This is a genomic window from Ruegeria sp. YTSA075, assembly GCF_059610245.1.
This window is the reverse complement of sequence record NZ_JBXWNG010000003.1, coordinates 417,680-435,278: the sequence shown is the minus strand read 5'-3', so window position 1 is coordinate 435,278 and position 17,599 is coordinate 417,680. Positions and strand designations below refer to the sequence as shown.

Annotated in this window: 17 protein-coding genes and 2 tRNA genes; 3 read left to right on the top strand and 16 right to left on the bottom strand. The window is 57.6% G+C overall.

Going from position 1 to position 17,599, the window contains the following annotated elements; all coding sequences use genetic code 11:
• Positions 1–16 precede the first annotated feature (16 nt).
• From AC2FGE_RS08215 to AC2FGE_RS08190, 6 genes are all read right to left on the bottom strand, one after another.
• Positions 17–418: a DUF2160 domain-containing protein gene (locus tag AC2FGE_RS08215; protein WP_496818714.1), complete on the bottom strand. Its 402-nt coding sequence runs from the start codon at positions 416–418 to the stop codon at positions 17–19.
• 8 nt (positions 419–426) lie between these two features.
• Entirely contained in the window at positions 427–1,224 is a 798-nt protein-coding gene (locus AC2FGE_RS08210; RefSeq protein WP_496818713.1) for a carbohydrate ABC transporter permease, read from the bottom strand.
• A complete protein-coding gene (locus AC2FGE_RS08205) occupies positions 1,221–2,084 on the bottom strand; it encodes a carbohydrate ABC transporter permease (protein WP_085807799.1) in 864 nt (287 codons plus the stop codon). The genes AC2FGE_RS08210 and AC2FGE_RS08205 overlap by 4 nt, the downstream gene beginning before the upstream one ends.
• Positions 2,081–3,157, bottom strand: coding sequence for an ABC transporter ATP-binding protein (locus AC2FGE_RS08200; protein ID WP_496818712.1), 1,077 nt, complete (start codon positions 3,155–3,157; stop codon positions 2,081–2,083). The genes AC2FGE_RS08205 and AC2FGE_RS08200 overlap by 4 nt, the downstream gene beginning before the upstream one ends.
• A gap of 1 nt (position 3,158) precedes the next feature.
• On the bottom strand, positions 3,159–4,208 hold the full coding sequence (locus AC2FGE_RS08195; protein ID WP_496818711.1) for an ABC transporter ATP-binding protein: 1,050 nt from the start codon (positions 4,206–4,208) through the stop codon (positions 3,159–3,161).
• Between the two features lie 74 nt (positions 4,209–4,282).
• Positions 4,283–6,022 (bottom strand): ABC transporter substrate-binding protein, encoded by a 1,740-nt coding sequence (locus AC2FGE_RS08190; protein ID WP_496818710.1) that lies wholly within the window; start codon positions 6,020–6,022, stop codon positions 4,283–4,285.
• Positions 6,023–6,425: 403 nt separating this feature from the next.
• Here AC2FGE_RS08190 and AC2FGE_RS08185 point away from each other — a divergent pair, with 403 nt between their 5' ends.
• The gene (locus tag AC2FGE_RS08185) at positions 6,426–7,208 is read left to right on the top strand and encodes a DeoR/GlpR family DNA-binding transcription regulator (RefSeq protein WP_496818709.1); all 783 of its coding nucleotides are present in this window, start codon (positions 6,426–6,428) and stop codon (positions 7,206–7,208) included.
• Positions 7,209–7,258: 50 nt separating this feature from the next.
• Here the strand turns inward: AC2FGE_RS08185 and AC2FGE_RS08180 are convergent.
• From AC2FGE_RS08180 to AC2FGE_RS08155, 6 genes are all read right to left on the bottom strand, one after another.
• Positions 7,259–7,333, bottom strand: a tRNA-Glu gene (locus AC2FGE_RS08180).
• A 25-nt stretch (positions 7,334–7,358) separates the two neighbouring features.
• Positions 7,359–7,433 (bottom strand) — tRNA-Glu (locus AC2FGE_RS08175).
• A gap of 108 nt (positions 7,434–7,541) precedes the next feature.
• A complete protein-coding gene (gene recJ, locus AC2FGE_RS08170) occupies positions 7,542–9,284 on the bottom strand; it encodes a single-stranded-DNA-specific exonuclease RecJ (RefSeq protein ID WP_496818708.1) in 1,743 nt (580 codons plus the stop codon).
• A gap of 91 nt (positions 9,285–9,375) precedes the next feature.
• Positions 9,376–10,359 carry a class II fructose-bisphosphatase gene (gene glpX, locus AC2FGE_RS08165; RefSeq protein ID WP_496818707.1) on the bottom strand — a complete coding sequence of 328 codons (984 nt, stop codon included), beginning with the start codon at positions 10,357–10,359 and terminating at the stop codon, positions 9,376–9,378.
• 71 nt (positions 10,360–10,430) lie between these two features.
• A complete protein-coding gene (locus tag AC2FGE_RS08160) occupies positions 10,431–11,717 on the bottom strand; it encodes a homoserine dehydrogenase (protein WP_496818706.1) in 1,287 nt (428 codons plus the stop codon).
• Positions 11,718–11,835: 118 nt separating this feature from the next.
• On the bottom strand, positions 11,836–12,090 hold the full coding sequence (locus AC2FGE_RS08155) for a hypothetical protein (protein ID WP_496818705.1): 255 nt from the start codon (positions 12,088–12,090) through the stop codon (positions 11,836–11,838).
• 98 nt (positions 12,091–12,188) lie between these two features.
• Between AC2FGE_RS08155 and AC2FGE_RS08150 the strand changes: the two genes are divergently transcribed.
• Positions 12,189–12,776, top strand: a complete 588-nt coding sequence (locus tag AC2FGE_RS08150; RefSeq protein ID WP_496818704.1) for a TetR/AcrR family transcriptional regulator — start codon at positions 12,189–12,191, stop codon at positions 12,774–12,776.
• A 23-nt stretch (positions 12,777–12,799) separates the two neighbouring features.
• On the opposite strand, the gene AC2FGE_RS08145 is transcribed toward AC2FGE_RS08150, so the two are convergent.
• Positions 12,800–13,711, bottom strand: coding sequence for a pirin family protein (locus AC2FGE_RS08145; protein WP_496818703.1), 912 nt, complete (start codon positions 13,709–13,711; stop codon positions 12,800–12,802).
• Positions 13,712–13,869: 158 nt separating this feature from the next.
• On the opposite strand from AC2FGE_RS08145, the gene AC2FGE_RS08140 reads away from it, so the two are divergent.
• Positions 13,870–14,346: a hypothetical protein gene (locus tag AC2FGE_RS08140; protein ID WP_496818702.1), complete on the top strand. Its 477-nt coding sequence runs from the start codon at positions 13,870–13,872 to the stop codon at positions 14,344–14,346.
• On the opposite strand, the gene AC2FGE_RS08135 is transcribed toward AC2FGE_RS08140, so the two are convergent.
• From AC2FGE_RS08135 to AC2FGE_RS08125, 3 genes are read right to left on the bottom strand one after another with little or no spacing between them, the layout of a single operon-like run.
• Positions 14,343–14,936, bottom strand: coding sequence for a TadE/TadG family type IV pilus assembly protein (locus AC2FGE_RS08135; protein WP_496818701.1), 594 nt, complete (start codon positions 14,934–14,936; stop codon positions 14,343–14,345). The two genes, AC2FGE_RS08140 and AC2FGE_RS08135, sit on opposite strands and share 4 nt — an antisense overlap.
• Entirely contained in the window at positions 14,923–15,510 is a 588-nt protein-coding gene (locus AC2FGE_RS08130) for a TadE/TadG family type IV pilus assembly protein (RefSeq protein ID WP_496818700.1), read from the bottom strand. The genes AC2FGE_RS08135 and AC2FGE_RS08130 overlap by 14 nt, the downstream gene beginning before the upstream one ends.
• Positions 15,507–17,402 (bottom strand): Tad domain-containing protein, encoded by a 1,896-nt coding sequence (locus tag AC2FGE_RS08125; protein ID WP_496818699.1) that lies wholly within the window; start codon positions 17,400–17,402, stop codon positions 15,507–15,509. Before AC2FGE_RS08125 ends, AC2FGE_RS08130 begins: the two co-directional genes overlap by 4 nt.
• Positions 17,403–17,599: the final 197 nt, after the last annotated feature.

Genomic DNA, 17,599 nt, shown 5'->3' with positions numbered 1-17,599 from the left:
CGCTGTTTCGCAAAGCTTAAACTTTCCAGAAGACGAAGATGCCCCAACCGATGGAGAGGAAAAGCGGCGTCCAGACGGGCTGACCGACCAGCCCGAGCCAGGCGAGGAAGATATAGGCTGAACCCAGAAGGGTAATGAACAGCCGATCGCCCAGCGTGGTTGTCAGGCCCAACACGCCGCGCCGTTCGATTCCATCGCGGAACTTGAACCCTTCAAGCAGGCCAATTAGCGCGATGGCTGAGAATATACCGACGAACAAGGCCAGCGTGGCCGGGGTCCAGGCCATCCAGAAATCGGGCCATAGAGGATCAGTCCACGAAAAGCCTTTCTCTGGTTGCTGCCCAACACTGCCCCAACCGGCCTGTTGGGCAGAGGCCATCGAAGGAAGGAAGAGGAGGGTGAGAAGAAGTTTACGCATATCGAACCTCACACACGTCCCATCGCGAAACCACGCGCGATGTAGTTGCGGACAAACCAGATGACGATGGCGCCGGGGATGATGGTCAGGGTTCCGGCTGCTGCCAGCAGGCCCAGCTCATACCCCGCGCTCGATGCAGTGCGAGTCATCACCGCGGCGATGGGCTTGGCCTCGACCGCCGTGAGTGTCTTGGCCAACAGCATCTCGACCCACGAGAACATGAAACAGAAGAAGGCTGCTACACCCACGCCCGCTTTGATGTTGGGCAGGAAGATCGTCACGAAGAACCGCGGGAAGGAATAGCCATCGACATAGGCCGTCTCATCCAGTTCCTTCGGGATGCCGCGCATGAAACCTTCCAGGATCCAGACCGCAAGTGGCACGTTGAACAACGTGTGAGCCAGCGCTACGGCCAGATAGGTGTCGAACAGTTGGATCGATGAATAAAGCTGGAAGAAGGGCAGCGCGAAGACCGCCGCCGGGGCCATCCGGTTGGTCAGCAGCCAGAAGAACAACTGCTTATCGCCCAGAAACCGATAGCGTGAGAACGCATACGCCGCAGGCAGCGCCACGCAGACTGAAAGCACCGTGTTCAAAGTCACATAGATGATTGAGTTGATGTAGCCCCAGTACCATGTCGGGTCGGTGAAAATGGTGATGTAATTCTCCAGCGTAAAGGTCTGGGGAAACAAGGAAAAGCCCGACAGGATCTCGTTCGTGGTCTTGAAGGACATCGCCACCAGCCAATAGATCGGCAACATCAGGAACGCGATATAGAGGATCGGAATAAGAGACCGCTTCTTCATTGCGCGTCATCCTTTGTCATCAGAGTGTAGAAGACCCAAGAGACCAGCAGCGTAATGGCGAAGTAGATCAGGCTCATCGCCGCCGCAGGGCCAAGGTCGAACTGTCCCAGCGCGATCTTCACGAGGTCGATCGACAGCAGGGTGGTTGAGTTGCCGGGGCCACCACCGGTCAGCACGAAGGGCTCGGTATAGATGTTGAAACTGTCCATGAAGCGCAGCAGAACGGCGATGGTCAGAACGGTTTTCATCTTGGGCAGCTGGATATAGCGGAATACTGACCACGGGCTGGCTCCGTCAATCTTGGCCGCTTGGTAATAAGCGTCCGGTATAGACACGAGGCCCGCATAGCACAGCAGCACAACAAGCGACGTCCAGTGCCAGACATCCATAACGACAACTGTGATCCAGGCCGAAAGGGGCTGTTGCGTCATGTCATAGTTGATACCCAGAACGTCATTCAGGAAATAGCCTAGCAGGCCGATTTTGGGCAGAGTGAAGATGTTCCACATTGAGCCAACCACGTTCCACGGGATCAGCATCGGCAGCGCCATCAGGACCAGACAGACCGGCACCCAGAAGCCTTTGCGAGGCATGGACAGGGCCACGATGATGCCCAAAGGTACCTCGATCAGAAGGATCAGGAAGGTGAACAGGAACTGCCGTCCCAGCGCGGCCTGAAAGCGATCCGAGCGTAGGATTTGCTCGAACCAGCCCAGCCCTTCCCAGAAGAACTGGTTGTTGCCAAAGGTTTCCTGCACCGAATAGTTGACCACCGTCATCATCGGCACCAGCGCATTGAACGCGACCAGCGCCAGAACCGGCAGGACAAAGAACCATGCCTTTTGGTTTTCTGTTCTCATTGCGCGCGTCCCTCAGTTGCGATCCAGCCGTCGCGGTAAACGCGAGAGTGTTCTGGTTTGAATTGCAGGAACACTTGCGAGCCCGGATTGGGCGCATTGTGTTCGGTCACGGCTTTAAGGGCTGTGTTGCCGACCATGGCGCTGACCACGTAGTGGCGACCAATGTCGGACACTTTGGTCACCTGCGCCGGGATGCCAGTGTCGCCGAAGCCCACATATTCGGGGCGGATACCCAGATCGGTGCGCCCGCCGTCTCCATGGGTTGGACCTTCGAGTAGCACCTCATGGCCTTCGAACACGGCACGGTCACCTTTGGCCTCACACGGCAGAACGTTCATGCCGGGCGAGCCGATGAAATGGCCAACAAATGTGTGCTGAGGGCGTTCGAACAGGTCAACTGGCGTGCCGATCTGAACGACTTCACCTTCCTGCATCACGACCACTTCGTCGGCGAAGGTTAGCGCTTCGGTCTGGTCGTGGGTCACATAGATCATCGTCGCTTTAACGCGCTGGTGCAGTTCCTTCAGCTTCGACCGAAGCTTCCATTTCAGATGCGGGTCGATCACGGTCAGGGGTTCATCGAACATAACCGCGTTCACGTCGTCCCGCACCAATCCGCGCCCCATCGAGATCTTTTGCTTGTTATCCGGGCTCAGGCCGCTGGCGCGGGTGTCCAGCATGTCCGTGACGTCCAGCATTTCGGCAATCTCATCGACGCGGCGCTTGATCGTCGCGGCATCGACGCCGCGGTTCTTCAATGGAAACGCCAGGTTCTCGCCCACCGTCATCGTGTCGTAGATCACTGGGAACTGGAACACCTGCGCGATGTTGCGCTGATCGGGGGGCAGGGCAGTGACGTCCTGATCATCAAACAGAATCCGACCTTCCGAGGGGGTAAGAAGGCCGGATATGATGTTCAACAGCGTGGACTTGCCGCAGCCCGACGGCCCCAGCAAAGCATAGGCACCACCATCGCGCCACGTGACGTCGATTTCCTTCAGCGCATAATCCTCGGGGCCTTGGGGCGTGGGTATATAGCTGTGGCGCAGGTTTGAAAGCTTGATCTGTGCCATGTCAGGCCACCCTTTGGCCGTCTTGGCCGAAATACCGGCAATGGGCCGGGTTCATGTAGAAACTGTGATCTTCGCCGACCTCATAGGGGTGCACCCCTGCGGCCAAGGACACCCAGTCATCCGATCCATGCCGGAAATGTGCGCTGGAATCTGAGCCAGACAGCTCGGTCACGATCACGCGGCCCGTCAGTTCAACATCCGCATCCGATGTGCGGAATGGCGTTACACGATGAGGGCGCACGGCGACCATATAGTCACCATCTGCCATATCGCTGACCACCCAGCCTCCGCCGCCAGCCAGCTGCGCCTGAGCACCTGATACAGTGATATGGGCAACATTGATTGGAGGGTCTGAGAACACGCGAGCGGCCGCGATGTTTTCAGGATTGCGATAGATATCTGCGGTCGGTCCGAATTGCGTGACGCGACCGTCTTCCATCAACGCAGTGTAACCACCCAAAAGCAGCGCCTCTTCGGGCTCAGAAGTCGCGTAGACGACGACGGCGCCGCGCCCGGCGAATAGATCCGGCAACTGCTCACGCAGTTCTTCGCGCAGCTTGTAGTCGAGGTTTGCCAGCGGCTCATCCAAGAATACAGCGCGGCTCTCTTTCGCAATCGCACGCGCCAATGCGGTTCGTTGCTGTTGGCCACCCGAAAGCTCATGCGGGCGGCGGTGCAGCATCGGGCGCAGTTGCAAGAGGTCAGCAGCCTCTTCCACGCGGCCTTCGATCTCTGATTTTGCCATGCCGACCACGCGCAAAGGCGAGGCGATGTTGTCGAAAACGGTCATGTGGGGGTAGTTCACAAAGAACTGGTGCACGAGGCTGATCTGACGCTTTTGCGTGTTCAGCCGTGTGACGTCTTGCCCATCCATGAAGACCTTGCCCGAGGCAATAGGGTCCAGCCCCGCCATCATCTTGATCAGAGAGGTCTTGCCCGATCCGGTCGCCCCCAAAAGCACGTTGAAATGGCCAGTGCGCAAGGTCAGGGTCGTGGGTTTGATATGGATGGCGTTGCCAACCCGTTTGGTGGCATCTTGTAGTTCGATCATCGGGGAAACTCGTCGGGAAATCCGGTGGGTATTCATCGGCAGGCCGGGCTGAAGCCCGGCCTACGACGTTGCGTTTACTGAGACTGCCAGCGCTGAACCAGTTCGTCATAGTTGACGGTCTGGCCTTGCGGCTTTTCGTTCTCAAGCTTGGCCTTGGGCGAGCCCGGCTGTTCCAACCAGAAGGCTGCATCCTGCGGCTCGTTCAGGCGTGGACCACAACCGCCATAGACGTTGGCGGCTTCATCTGCGGCCTGCATGCGGGACATGGTGATGTCCATCTCTTCGGCCAGACGATCCATCGCCTCTTGCGGGGTGAACGCGCCCGAGTTCACATCACCGATTTGCTGCCACCAGATCTGGGCCAGCTTCGGATAATCCGGCACGTTGATGCCGGTCGGCGACCATGCCACACGGTCAGGCGAGCGGTAGAACTCGACCAGACCACCCAGCTTGGGTGCGCGTTCTGTGAACGACTCGTGATTGACCGAACTGTCGCGGATGAAGGTCAGACCCACATGGGACTTTTTCACATCAACAGTCTTGGACGTCACGAACTGGGCATAGAGCCAGGCTGCCTGAGCACGATCCGATGGGGTCGATTTCAGGAAGGTCCAGGACCCCACGTCCTGATAGCCAACCTTCTGACCTTCTTCCCAATAGGGGCCATGCGGGCTGGGCGCCATGCGCCAAAGTGGCGTGCCTTCGTCATCCACGGTGTTGTTGCCTTCGGACTTCGGCTTCACCATGTCGGCGGTAAAGGCGGTGTACCAGAAGATCTGCTGGGCCACGTTGCCTTGGCTGAGCGCTGGCAGCGACTGGTAGAAGTCATAAGACGCTGCACCCGGAGGCGCATAGTTCCGCAGCCATTCGTCCCATTTGCGGATCGCATAGACCGCAGCCGGACCGTTAGCCGCACCACCGCGCGAGACGGAGGCTCCAACCGGGTTACAGGTGCCCGCTTCCATCCGGATGCCCCATTCGTCGACGGGCACACCGTTCGGCTCACCCACGTCACCGGCACCGGCCATGGATAGCCAGGCGTCGGTCATACGCCAACCAAGGTCAGGCGCACGCTTGCCGTAATCCATGTGGCCATAGATCGCGACGCCATCGACTTCTTTCACATCGTTGGTGAAGAACTCGGCGATGTCCTCATAGGCCGACCAGTTGACCGGAACACCCAGATCATAGCCGTATTTCTCTTTGAACGCGGCCTTGTTGGCTTCGTCGTCAAACCAGTCCTTGCGGAACCAGTAGAGGTTCGCGAACTGCTGGTCGGGCAACTGATACAGTTTGCCATCCGGACCGGTGGTGAACTGAATGCCCATAAAGTCATCCAGATCCAGCGTCGGCGAGGTTGTCGCCGCCCAATCGCCGCCCATCATGTCCGTCAGCGGGTAGGCCAGCTGCAGGCGCGAGTGCGTGCCGATCAGGTCGCTGTCGTTGACATAGCCGTCATACAGGTTTCGACCCGTTTGCATCTGGGTCTGAACGGCCTGCACCACTTCACCTTCACCCAGGATCTGGTGGTTGACCTTGATGCCGGTGATTTCCTCGAACGCCTTGGTCAGAACCTCGGATTCATACGAGTGGGTGGGAATGCCTTCAGACAGGACGTTAATCTCCATGCCCGCATAGGGTTGTGCAGCTTCGATGAACCACTGCATCTCACCCATCTGTTCGTCTTTCGACAAGGTCGATGGCTGGAATTCGTCGTCAATCCAACGTTGTGCTGCGGCTTCGTCGGCCCACGCAGGACCGTGCCCCGCAATGACGGCAGCCGCCGCCACTGCGGAAAGTAGATGTCTCCGCATCTGTCTCCTCCCAAAGATTTTGGTTGTGTCCGGCGCAAACCGGATGAGGGGAAGCATCAGCGATTTCTTGCGTATGTGTCAAACTAAATTTTTAGTAATTGACCTTCGGGCATTCTGAAACGCTCGACGAGATGCGAAAATCTAATTAAAGAATGTAGGGTAACATTATGATATAAAATCATTAAATATATGGCCTTATACAGTGATCATTGGCGCTCGTGGCACGCTTCTACCATCTGGTTCTGCGCATTTGGCGTGCGCCATCCGCTGTTGCCTCCGTTGATCCTGCTGTTGCCAAAACAACCAAGGCCTGTGCCTGATATGACCGATTAAAGGCAAAGATGCTGGATTTACCGACCCTGGTTTGTAGTTTGTGAGCCAGTTCGATTCTCCGGAGCGGAATGTGAAAAAGCACGCACTCAACACCCATCGGGAGCTTGAATTGCTTGAGGCGCTGAAACGTCTTGGTGGCACAGCCCGAAATACCGAACTGGCCACAATGCTCGACGTCTCGGAAGAGACCGTGCGCCGCACCATCAAAGCCCTATCCAAAGCCGGGACCGTGGAACGTGTCCATGGCGGCGTGTTTTTGGCCGGTGCGCAGGGCGATCCGGGCTTCTTTCGCCGGATTTCGCAACACGCTGATGAAAAACGCGTTATCGCGCAGCATCTCGCGCCGATGATCAAGGATCAGATGACCGTTTTCCTGGACGTCGGATCAACGACCGCCTTTGTCGCGGAAGAGTTGCGTCAGGCCCAGAACCTGACAATTGTCACCAATTCAATCGTCGTGGCGCTTACATTGGTCGGGGTTAACGGCAATCGGGTGCATTTGCTGGGCGGTGAGATGCAAAGCGATGAACGCGGCACGTTTGGCCATGTCGCGCACAGGCAGTTGCAACGCTATGCCTTTGATCTGGCGGTTCTTAGCACTGATGCGATTTCGGATAGCAAAGGGTTTTTGTACCAAAGTGCGGCCGAGGCGGACTTAGCGTCCGCAGTTGTCCATCATGCCGATCACGTGGTGATGGCAGCTGATCAGCACAAATTCGATGCGTCTGCGCCTTATGTCGGGCCGGATCCTCGGATGGTTCATCTGCTGGTTACGGACAGGGCCCCAAAGGAGGCATTTGCCGACCAAATCACGAATTGGGGGATCAAGCTGCAGGTTACGTCGGAGTCTTAGCCAGCTTGGCTGGCAAAGTTCAGAACTACGGTATCCAAAGTCTAGCCAAATGGTAGCCCGTAGGGGAATCGAACCCCTCTTTCCAGGTTGAAAACCTGGCGTCCTAACCGATAGACGAACGGGCCATTTGGTATCTGGCGCAAGCACAAGTGGTAGCCCGTAGGGGAATCGAACCCCTCTTTCCAGGTTGAAAACCTGGCGTCCTAACCGATAGACGAACGGGCCACGCTGGCTTGTGGAGGGCCTTTTACGGTTTCGCCCCGACCCCCGCAAGCCGAAAAACGCAAGGATGTGAAAGTTTTTGAACGAAGGAAAAGGCGGTCAGAACCCCGATCAATTGGCGTCGGCGGCGTCTTCAAGCCGAAGCTGCACATTTTGTCGTCCACCCCAAGTGTTCACCTCAAGTCGACCGGCAAAGTGAAACCGTGCGCCGCCGTGGTTTGAAAGCCGTTCACCAAGCGGCCCGTCGAAGGCACCAAAGGCAATGGCATCCAGCCCGCCGCTCATTCCGTCCGACAAGGACAGTTTCAGATGTGTCTCACCTACGCGCTTGGCAAATCGCACCTGCAAATCGGGCAAGGCATAACGTGGGGCAGGGGCGCTGGCCCCGAAAGGCCCTGCCTTTTCAATCTGTTCAATCAATTCCACCGTAGCCGCGCCGGGCATCAGGGCACCATCCAGCCGAACATCCGCCGGCCCACCTTGGCCGGCGCCCTGCTTCTCCAGTAGTTCCGAGAGACGGGCCATTGCAGGCTCCAACTGATCCCGCATCACCGTCAGACCTGCCGCCATTTTGTGCCCGCCGCCTTTAACCAGCAACCCCTCGGCTGCCAGACGTTGGATAGAGGCTCCCAGATCGACGCCTGAGACTGATCGGCCCGAACCTTTGCCCTCATCTCCGTCAAATCCGATGACAATCGCTGGCCGGTTTGCCGCCTCTTTCAGGCGCGAGGCGACGATGCCGACAACACCGGGGTGCCAGCCTTCGCCAGCCGCCCAGACCAGGGGGGTATCAAGACCTCGATCCTCGGCCTGTTGCAAAGCGGCAGCGCGCACGGCGTTTTCGATGTCGCGCCGCTCGGTGTTCAGTGTGTCCAGCCGTTGCGCCAGAGCTTCGGCCTCGGACATTGAGTCGGTGCTGAGCAGCCGGGCACCCAGATCGGCCTGACCGATGCGCCCCCCGGCATTGACGCGTGGACCCAGCAGAAATCCAAGATGGTAGCTGTTTGGCGCCGCATCCATGCGAGCGACATCGGATAGGGCGACCAGACCGGGGCGTTGTCGCCCGGCCATGACTTTTAGCCCCTGCCGGACCAACGCCCGGTTGGCCTCGATCAGCGGGGCAACGTCGGCTACGGTGGCCAGCGCGACCAGATCGAGCAGAGCGACCAAATCCGGCCCTTTAGCGCCTGATTTGCGCATTTGCCGCCCGGCTTCGACCAGCATCAAAAAAACCACCCCAGCCGCACAGAGATAGCCCAGATCACCGTTTTCATCCTGTCGGTTCGGGTTCACGACGGCGGCGCAGTCAGGCAGCGTTTCAGCGCCCAGATGGTGATCCAGCACGATCACATCCGCTCCCTTGGCTGCTGCGATGGGTTCGTGGCTGAGGGTGCCGCAGTCGACGCAGATGATCAGGTCATGCGTTACCGCCAGTTCCTGCATGGCAGGCACATTCGGCCCGTATCCTTCGTCGATCCGGTCCGGCACATAAAGCGTCGCTTGCAACCCCATCTGACGCAGCCAGACCAAAAGCAACGCCGCTGAACTGCCGCCATCCACGTCATAATCTGCAAAAATCGCGATCCGCTGCCTTTCGCGCACCGCTGTCAGAAAGCGCGCCGCCGCGACCTCCATGTCTTTTAGGTTGCGCGGGTCTGGCAAGAGCTCCTTGAGCTTTGGCTCTAGAAACCCAACTGCTTCCATCGGAGGCACGCCGCGTCGTGCCAGAACCTGGCACACTGCGCGCGGCAGGTCGGCCTGTTGCACCAGCATTTCGGTCGCGCGCTCTACCTCGGGCGAGGGGCCAACCCATCGCCGACCTGTCAATGAATGCTCAACCCCTAGAAAACTCATCCTGCCCCTCATATGCCAAGGCCGGACCCATGTGGATCCGGCCTCTTCATCTTTTGTAAATACTCTCGCCGAAGGTGGCGGCGCAAGCCGCTTAGGCGTCGGTGTGCGACCACATCGGCGTGCGGTAGGACATGCGGCGCACAGATCCGGTTTTGGACCGCATCAGCAAGGTTGTTGTCTCAAGCCAGCCGGGTTCGCGCTTGATGCGCGGCAGAAGCGATCCGCCGGTCACGCCGGTTGCGGCAAAGATCACATCCGCCGTCACCATCTCATCGCGGGTGTAGATGCGGTCCAGTTCCTTGATACCCGCCTTAGCGGCGCGCCCACGTTCGTCATCATTGCGGAACAGCAACCGGCCAAAGATCTGACCGCCCATACATTTCAGTGCCGCTGCGGCCAACACGCCCTCGGGCGCGCCACCCTGGCCCATATACATGTCGATCCCTGTGGTTTCGCTTTCGGCGCAATGCATCACACCAGCCACATCGCCATCGGTGATCAGGCGGATCGAAGCGCCGGTTTCGCGCACTTCGGCAATCATCGCTTCATGACGCGGGCGTTCCAGAATGCAGACGGTGATGTCGGCGGGCTCGCACCCCTTGGCCTTGGCCAGGGCTTCCACACGCTCGCGCGGGGACATGTCCAGCGAAACAACGCCGTCATCATAACCCGGACCCACGGCCAGCTTGTCCATGTAAACGTCGGGCGCGTGCAGCATCGAACCGCGCGGGCCCATGGCGATGACGGTCAGCGCGTTGGGCATGTCCTTGGCGGTCAAAGTGGTCCCTTCCAGCGGGTCCAGCGCGATGTCCACGCCGGGGCCATTCCCGGTGCCAACCTCTTCACCGATATACAGCATCGGAGCCTCATCGCGCTCACCTTCGCCGATGACGACGACGCCTGCGATGTCCAGCAGGTTCAACTGCTCACGCATCGCATTGACTGCGGCCTGATCTGCAGCTTTCTCATCCCCGCGCCCCACCAACGAGGCAGAGGCAAGCGCCGCCTGTTCTGCGACGCGCGCAAGCCCCAATGACAACAGGCGGTCGTTAAAATCGATCTTGGCAGCACTCATGCGATGTATTCCTTTGGTCGGCAATGACGTTACGTCTGGCATAGCCTGCACGGGGCGCAGGCTGCAAGGGGTCAGACCTGTTCGATCCGCAGCGCGACGGGCTCTCCCGCAACAACATCAGTTGCCCGGAACCCGTCCAGGGCCACATCCAGTGTCGCCCGTGTTGTCTTATGCGTTACGATCAGAACCGGTGCGGTGCTTTCACTGTGTCCATACTGGCGCATCCGGTCGATCGAGACGCCCGCATCGCCCAGAATGGCGGCGATCTTGGCCAACGCACCGGGTTTGTCCAGCAAGGCCAGACGCAGATAGTAGGGCGCAGGCAGGCCAGTGACGGCGGGGGTTGCGACCTCAAGCGAGCTTGCGGGTCGGCCAAAGGTCGAAATCTGAAGGCCGCGTGCCAGATCGCAGACATCGCCCATCACCGCGCTGGCGGTGGGGCCTTCACCAGCACCGGGGCCACGCAGGACAACCTGATCCACTGCGTCGCCTTCGATCACCACCATATTGGTGCCGCCTTCCAATTGGCCCAGCGGCGAGTCGCTGGGGACCAGGCAGGGCTGCATGCGCTGTTCAAGACCGCGCGCGGTGCGTTGCGCCACACCCAGCAGTTTGATGCGGAAGCCCATGTCATGCGCCTGATCGATGTCATCCAGGCTGATCTGCTGAATACCTTCGATCTCGATCCCGTCGAAATTCGGTTTGGTGCCGAACGCAATTGACGACAGCAGCGCCAGTTTATGTGCTGCGTCGATGCCACCGACATCCAGGTTCGGATCGGCCTCAAGATATCCCAGTTCAGCGCATTCATCGAACAGCGCGTTATAGCCCTGACGTTGAGACTGCATCCGGGTCAGGATGTAGTTGCAGGTGCCATTCATGACGCCCATAACGCGCGTAATCTCATTGCCCGCCAGACCCTCGGTCAGGGATTTGATGACGGGAATTCCACCAGCAACAGCCGCTTCAAACCGGATCACCCGACCCGCGGCTTCGGCCTGTTCAGCAAGCGCCTGACCATGGATGGCCAGCAGGGCTTTGTTTGCGGTGACGACGTCTTTGCCACTGACCAAAGCGGCCTCGACCGACGCTTTCGCGGCGCCGTTTTCGCCGCCCATCAGCTCGACATAGACATCGACATCATCACGCTGGGCCAAGGCGACCGGATCGGTCTCCCATGCATAGTCGGACAGGTTCACGCCCCGGTCTTTGTTGGGGTCGCGTGCGCCCACAGCCACGATTTCGATCCGACGCCCCGTGCGCGCCTCAAGCAGATCGGCATGACGACGGATGATCTTGACGACACCCACGCCAACTGTTCCCAAGCCCGCAATTCCAAGCCGCAGCGCCTGTGTCATTCCGTGGGTTCCTTTCCGCATGACATACTCTGAAACCGGACTGTCATCCGGTCAGCGCTGCCTTAGCGGGTTCAGGCCGGGGGTGCAATCCGTCACAGGGTTGCCAAGGCGTCACGTGTCAGTTGGTTGGCGCGTTTTGAAGCGCTTCGGCCTTTTTCCTGAGCGCTTCGGCGCGCGCGTTTAAGTCTTCCTCGACCTCGGTTGCTTCGAGGGCCGGATCAACCGGTGTGCCAAGCGAGTCCTGCAGCGGGATCAGGGGCGGGTAAGCGGCCTTTTGCACCGAACGCGACTCAGAGCCGTCCAGCTCAGGAATATCCGCGCAGCCCGTTAGGGTCAGCGTCAGGATCAGCAGGGGCAGGGCTTTGGTTGGCATAGGCTCTCGCGGTCACAGTCTGGTTCCGTGATGCACGTTTTAACGCATTGTTTCAAGCGGGCTTCTATCTGAACATTTGTTCAGATACGGTATCTGTTATGGCACGTACCCAGGGTTCTCACTCCGACATCACAGGCCCGCGTATTCGCAGCGCGGCGCTCAGGCTTTTTGCCCGCCACGGCTATGCGGCGGTGTCGATGCGGCAGATCGCCAAAGAGGTCGGCGTGCAGGCCGGGGCGCTGTATAACTATACGCCGGATAAGCAGAGCCTGCTGTTCCGCCTGATGCGCGAGCATATGCACGACCTGTTGCAGGCCTATGCCGCGTTGAATACGTCCTCTGATCCGCAAGAGGCATTGCGCGGCTTTGTCGGCTTCCATATCCGTTTCCATCTGGAGCGCCCAGATGAGGTCTTTATTGCCTATATGGAGTTGCGCAACCTGACCCCTGAGAATTTTGCAGAGATCGAGGATTTGCGCCGAAGCTATGAGGACGCGGTGGAAAAGATCCTGCGTGATGGGCAGCGGTCCGGGCTTTTTGCCATTGCGGATACCAAGATCGCCACACTCGCTGTTATCGCCATGCTAAACGGCGTGATGACGTGGTATCGCGCTGGTGGGCGCTTGTCGCTGGATGAGGTCGAGCAGGTCTATTGGGACATGGTGCGCCGCGCGGTGACGGCCTGACGGGGATCAGGCCGCCCCATTGATCAATGCGCCGGACGAATGAAAGTGCCGTTGCGCAGTTCCTTGAAAGCCTGTTCCAGCTGGGCCCGCGTGTTCATCACAATAGGACCATGCCAGGCGACAGGCTCATCAATTGGCGCGCCTGATATCAGCAAAAAACGCACACCTTCAGGCCCGGCCTGAACGGTGACCTCGTCTCCTGTGCCAAAGCGCACCAGCGTACGATCCCCGGACATGTCGCGGATGTTTACCTCTTCCCCGGCAACCTCTTTCTCAAGCAGCACGCCGGTTGGCCGAGACGCATCGGCAAAGGCAGCTTGTCCTTGAAAGACATAGGCAAAAGCGCGGCGATAAGTGTCTATGCGAAAGGTCTTTTTGACGCCGGCCGGTATCTGTATGTCCAGGTACTGAGGGTCCGCCGCGATGCCATCCACCGGGCCGGTTCTGCCCCAGAACTCTCCGACAATCACGCGCACGATTGTACCGTCATCATCAATGATCTCAGGGATATCCTTGCTTTGCACATCCTGATAGCGCGGCGCGGTCATTTTCTGGGCCGAGGGCAGATTCCCCCAAAGCTGGAAACCGTGCATCTGACCTGTACTGTTTCCGTGTGGCATCTCCTGATGCAGAATGCCAGAGCCAGCGGTCATCCACTGCACATCGCCAGCACCCAGCGAACCGCTATTGCCCAGCGAATCCGAATGCTCGACCGTTCCAGCCAGCACATAAGTGATGGTTTCGATCCCGCGATGAGGATGCCAGGGAAAACCGGCCTGGTAATCCTGTGGGCGTTCGTTGCGGAAGTCATCAAACAACAGAAACGGGTCCAGTTCGGACGGATCCTGAAAGCCGAACGCGCGATGCAGTTTGACGCCAGCGCCTTCCGTGGTGGGCATGGCTTTGCGGGTTTCCAATGTGGGTCTCAGGGACATGGGTGCCTCCTATTCCTTTGCCCAGCATGTAACCTTTGCTTGGTCGCGGTCAATTCGCACGGATTCACCGGCTTTGTGCGATTTTGCGCGTGTATCAGGCCCCTGTTGTTCTGCTGCGAATGCGGGTAAAGGAAGGCCCGAGCTTACAGGAGAACAGAATGCAGGACGAAGTACTGGCCACAATTGAGGCCTCAGCGCCAAGACGTTGGATCGGGGTTCTTATGCTTGGCACGGTTGGTGTTTTGGTTTTGTACGTCGCGCTGTCCACACCGCCCGAGCTGGTCTGGCAGGTGTTCTTGATTGTTGTCGGTGGTGTGGCGCTGTGGCTGGCCTATAGTGTCTGGCAGGCGACCCAAGACCGGATCGAGCTGACGCGCACGGAACTGCGCACCGGGGCAGGGCGTCTAATTGCGCGTGTCGATGAGATTGAGGCTGTCGACCGGGGCGTGTTCGCCTTCAAACCCTCCAATGGGTTTCTGGTGCGTACGCGGGCAAAAACCTCCAACAGTTGGGCGCCGGGACTTTGGTGGCGTCTCGGACGCCGCGTTGGCGTAGGCGGCATGACTGCCGCCTCTGAGGCTAAGTTTATGTCAGAGATACTTTCGGCCCTATTGCTTGAGAGGGACGAGGCTTAGCAGTCGTCTGGGTCGGCCACTGTGATATTGGTCAGCCCACGCGGCTGAGTGAACATGAATTTGTTAATCGCAAAGGAATGGTCTCCGTAGCCGATTTTGAACGGACGGGTGTACCAGTCTTTTGTTTCAACAAGGATCATCACCGCTCTGTCGGCCATGACAGGTATTCTGTCTTTGTATTCGTTCAGCAGTGTCGCATTGTCGAGTTTCTCAAAGCTCTCGCCGCGCGGGCAAGTCCAAAGCACAAAATGGCGATCTTGGTCCTGATCATACCGTACGAATGAGATACGCATCGATACTGCCGAGCGGTCGGAGATCATGAACTTTTGAAGTTCGTACAGGTTTGTAATGTACTGCTTCGTGATCTGCTGATCTTCACGCGAAATAATATCCGCAACAGCAAATGCAGCCTTAAGGTTGCTGGCGCTTTGCCGGTAGCTGTCGAAATAGGTGTATGACGTCCACATCGACCAGAACAGAAGCGGAAAGACCATTACCGCTTCAATACTGACGATGCCGTCTTCCTTACGCCAGAAGCGACCAAGCCAGCTGGCGGCGGTACGGGGAAAGGATGCGTTAAAACGGTTCATGGACAAACACCGTTGCTACATGCAGTTCATACTGGTCATCAATGGGATCATGGCGTGCCAGTCGGCCCAGAGTGGTCCCGAAGAACAGAGGATCAATCTCGGCACATGCCCGAATGATCATCAATTGGTTCGAAGTGCCTGGATCAAAAAATGGCTCATCCCCGTCGCCACCACGGATATCTTCAGGCGTGTCAACGCAGTAGGGTTGCTGAAAGCTACCGTTTAGAACCGTGCTGGCGGCGAATGGATTGATCGAGGTCATCTCGATTGCCAGGTTGTCAAAGCATTTCGGGATAGCTCCGGCCTTATCACAAACGATTTGCTTTAGCAGGGTGTGCGTCCACTGCGCGCCGGGCGTTTGGTCGTAGACTTCGATCCGGTTCATGCGGACATCCTGGATGGTTTCATCCAGAGCACGCTCAAGGTTTGCATGGTTGTAGGCCACGATTCCGATCTCGACGCCTGAATAGGTGGTGATCATGAAGATGGGGAACCAGAATACGAACTCGATCGTGGCCATGCCATCTTCATTACGGCGAAACCGGCGCAGTTTTTGGGTCAGGCGTTTGATCATTGCGTCAACCTCAGATTCCGGATGCTCGATGTAATCGAAGCAAAGACATTGGGCAGATCGTCTGGGCTGGCCTCGTAGTAGGTCGCGTCGGTTGTTTTGCAGTGTTGCATGATAGCGCGGCCTGCGGATGGCGCTTCCAGCGAGATCGTAAAGATCACGACACCCATCTGCTGTTTAGCATAGTCGCACATCGATCTGACGCGCGGATCCTTGGTGCTACGACCAGCTGATTCAACGGCGTCGTAATAAAAGTCATAGGCCCAGCTTGAACCGTAGCGGTCGTAGAACTGCTGATAGAGTTCGTAGCGCGTGGTCCGTTCCCAAAGATCCGCCCATGTCAGGTGTTCAGAGGGTTCTACGTCCAGTTCCAGATAGGTTTTGACGCGTTTTGTATCCCTATCCACGTTGTAGCAGGTACCAGAAGAGAACGACAGGCAACGATATTGAATGTACCCGCGCACATAGTCACCTGTGGGGTCGCCAACCAATGCCTCGTCGATGCTGGCGACGTTTTCGTAGGTGACGGTGGCGTTGTTGACAATCGTGTTGCCATACCCGCTGGGTTGGAATTGGTCTCTGACCCAATAATTCCCGCCATCTGACGAGTCCCACTCGATCATGTCTACATCTGGCCAGATGTAGTCGGTACCAAACTCGATTGTGATTTCGTCATTTGAATCAAGCTCGGCGTAAGACACATAGTCGTTGATGCGCTCATTCCACCAAACCCCGGACTTACCGTCACGATAGGGGTCATTGGTCCAATACTGAGTCGTATTCGCACCATCCGTCATCAGGATCATGACTTTCAGTGTGTCGCCGCTGTGCGGGTTGTCCGGGCGCGTGGCGAATTCGGCCGGTACGTCACCTGCGGCAGCCATCTGGGCGATCACAGGTTGCATACTGTCATCAAGTAACGCCATGCCCCACTTAACGCCCAGGTCAATCGACGTGTTGCCCGCCGCCTGGAACGACGCGATTTTGTCTTTCAGAAGATCGGCGTCTTTCTGGAACACCATTGCTTCGCGGTTCTCGTCTGACTCACAGATTTCGCTGTAGACGAGGTTGTCGTTTACCGGACGCTGGTCGTAGTCACCCCAGGCGGTGAAGTGAAGCGTGCGATCATAAACAAGGTTCAGATCAAACTCGCCGTTCTGGAACTGGCTGCTGGTAAAGTTGATGCAGTTGGCATGCGGGTTCACACCAGACGTGTTGATATAGTCCATCATCGAGTCGGGCAGGGCGACCTGGGTCGCATAAGGAACGATAGAGATCGACATTTTGCCGTCTTCGGATTTGTCGACCATTTCCTGCACGAATTCCTGCGCCGCAAGCTTCAGTGTCGTCAGTCGGCTGTTGCTGTTCATCGAGCCTGACACATCGAGAACCATAGAGATTTCTACATTCCCAAGGGCTTCTTCTGCCGCGCTAAATACAGAAGTTGTGATGTAGTCAACATCCCACCACTGCATGAAATGCATTGCCACGTCCATTTCAGCGCGAGCTTGAACGCGGCGGAAACCTTCGATGGTCACAGCGCTCGAACCGCAAAGATTTGCTGGTTCGATAACGATAGATTCTTCAACAAGGAACTGGCCCAGATTCTCTTTTTCGAGATAGTCTTTGATTACGACAGTTGGGCAAAGGTCCTGTCGAAGATCAGTGGCCGCAAGCACTGCGCGGTCCATGGAATATTGCAGGCGTGCGCGCTCGTGGTCGAAACGCTGAATATCAACTGCGAAGCCGCCGACGGCAAACACGATCATGATCAGGCCAAGTGTAAAGATGGTCATCGTTCCATCTTCGGACCGGGCAAAATCGCGCGACGGCAAACCACGCTCGTTTGCTCGCTTTGATTTCTCCAGAATCGACTTCCCTTTTAACATCTTCATCCCGCGTTCCTCTGCCGGCTAGGCACACTGCTTCCAGTCGTTCGCAACTTTAATTTTTTAGCCTTGGAACGTGGCGAGAATTGGGCACTTATGTCACTATGATGCTATTATTGAATGGAAAACAGCCTCAGTTCCGCGGTCGTGCGCAGTTTTGTTTCGCTGAGGTGGACAATTTGGTCAAAAGTCTTAACCGGGCG